At 61.7% G+C, this 1,615-nt stretch carries 3 protein-coding genes; all 3 read right to left on the bottom strand.

Annotated elements, in window-relative coordinates; genetic code table 11:
• On the bottom strand, window positions 1-86 hold an 86-nt coding region (locus DBR24_RS34735), incomplete at its 3' end, for a biotin carboxylase N-terminal domain-containing protein (RefSeq protein ID WP_146188936.1).
• Window positions 87-366: 280 nt separating this feature from the next.
• Window positions 367-1,008 carry an urea amidolyase associated protein UAAP2 gene (locus DBR24_RS02420; protein WP_123465435.1) on the bottom strand — a complete coding sequence of 214 codons (642 nt, stop codon included), beginning with the start codon at window positions 1,006-1,008 and terminating at the stop codon, window positions 367-369.
• 11 nt (window positions 1,009-1,019) lie between these two features.
• A partial coding sequence (locus DBR24_RS02415) for an urea amidolyase associated protein UAAP1 (protein WP_146188935.1) occupies window positions 1,020-1,615 on the bottom strand: 596 nt, incomplete at its 5' end.

Here is a 1,615-nt window from a genome sequence, read left to right as displayed (position 1 = left end):
ACGCCTTGCACTTGCAAGTCACGCAGCGTGCGCAGGATGCGGCAGGCGATGGCGCCCCGGTTGGCGATGAGGATTTTTTCGAACATGGCATAACCCCTGAAGGGGAAGCGGGCCGTCCCGCCGTTTTTCGACAGACATCCGGGCCGTCCCGGATGAAAAAAACATTTACTTCAAATCACTACAGGTCCCTGTGGGAGCTGGCTTGCCAGCGATGACGCCGGCACTACCAACATCAATGGTGACTGACACACCGCTATCGCTGGCAAGCCAGCTCCCACAAGGTTTAGGGATGTCTGGGAGATTTCAGGCACTGCCCGGAACGCGCCTGGCACAGTGCGAAAAACCAACGGCGCAATCGGCTCATGGTCAGTTCCATACCAGCAGCTGCGCAGGTGTCGGGTTGTAGGCGTTGCACGGGTTGTTCAATTGCGGGCAGTTGGAAATCAGCACGATCACATCCATCTCCGCACGCAAATCGACGTACTTGCCCGGTGCCGAAATCCCGTCCTCGAAGGTCAGCCCGCCATCCGCCGTCACCGGCACATTCATGAAGAAATTGATGTTCGGCCCGATGTCACCTTTGCCCAGCCGCCCGTCGTGGACGCAGGCGCGCAGGTAGTTGTCGCGGCAGCTGTGCATGTAGCGTTTTTCCAGGGCGTAGCGCACGGTATTGCTCTCTTGTGCGCAGGCGCCACCGAGGGTGTCGTGGCGCCCGCAGGTGTCGGCGACGATGGTCAGCATCGCGTGGCCGAGATTGGAATACAGCACGCTGCCGGTGCTCAGGTAGACGCTGTTTTGCCGACGCAAGGTGCGTTGCACGTCGTAGCGCTCCTTGGGATTGGCGAGGCTGTAGAACAAGGTGTCGATGGCCTGATTGCCTTCCAGGTCGAGGATGCGCAGGGTCTGGCCGGCCTTGACCTCCATCAGCCAGGGTTCACCGGCCGGGATCGTGGCGCGGTACACCGCTGTGTCGGGTTGTTTTTGCGAAGTGGCGATAGCAACGGACATGGCAGCGATCCTCAGGCGAACAAACGGTCGGTGTTGATAAAGCCGCGCTCGTTTTCCGGGCGCGAGGTGCGGCAGTGTTCGGCGACGCTGGCGTCGGCGTTCATCCAGCTCAGCTTCAAGGGTTTGGGCGCGTATTCCGGTGCCGGATCCATCGGGTGTTGCAGGGCGGTGAGCACCACCAGCGTGTCCATTGGCGCGTACAATTCGATGTAGTCGCCGGCCCTGGAGTTGCCCTCGACGAAGTGGAAGCGTCCGGCGTCATCGACGTTCACGCGGCTGAACAGGTTGAGGGTCATCAGCAGGTCGGACAGGCCCAGCCCCCACTTGCCCAGTTCCACCAGCAGGTTGTCGGTGCCGTTGCGGAAGAAGCCGTTGCGCAGTTCCTGGTAACGGCCCTGGCCGTATTTCTCGGCCACTTCCGCGGCGCAGAGCACGCCGCCGAGGCTGTCGCTCCAGCCGCAGGTGTCGGCGGTGATCGCGGCCAGTACGCGGCCCATGTCCGAATACAGGCAATGGCCGGCGGTGAGCTTGGCGGTGTGTTGGCATTTGAGGCTGTCGGGCAGGTTCAGCCGTTCGGTTTTTTCGTTGGCGTTAAGCAGGGTCAGGC

The organism is Pseudomonas sp. HMWF006, from assembly GCF_003061205.1.
Taxonomy (GTDB): Bacteria; Pseudomonadota; Gammaproteobacteria; order Pseudomonadales; family Pseudomonadaceae; genus Aquipseudomonas; species Aquipseudomonas monsensis.
This window is presented reverse-complemented; position numbering and strand designations above follow the sequence as displayed.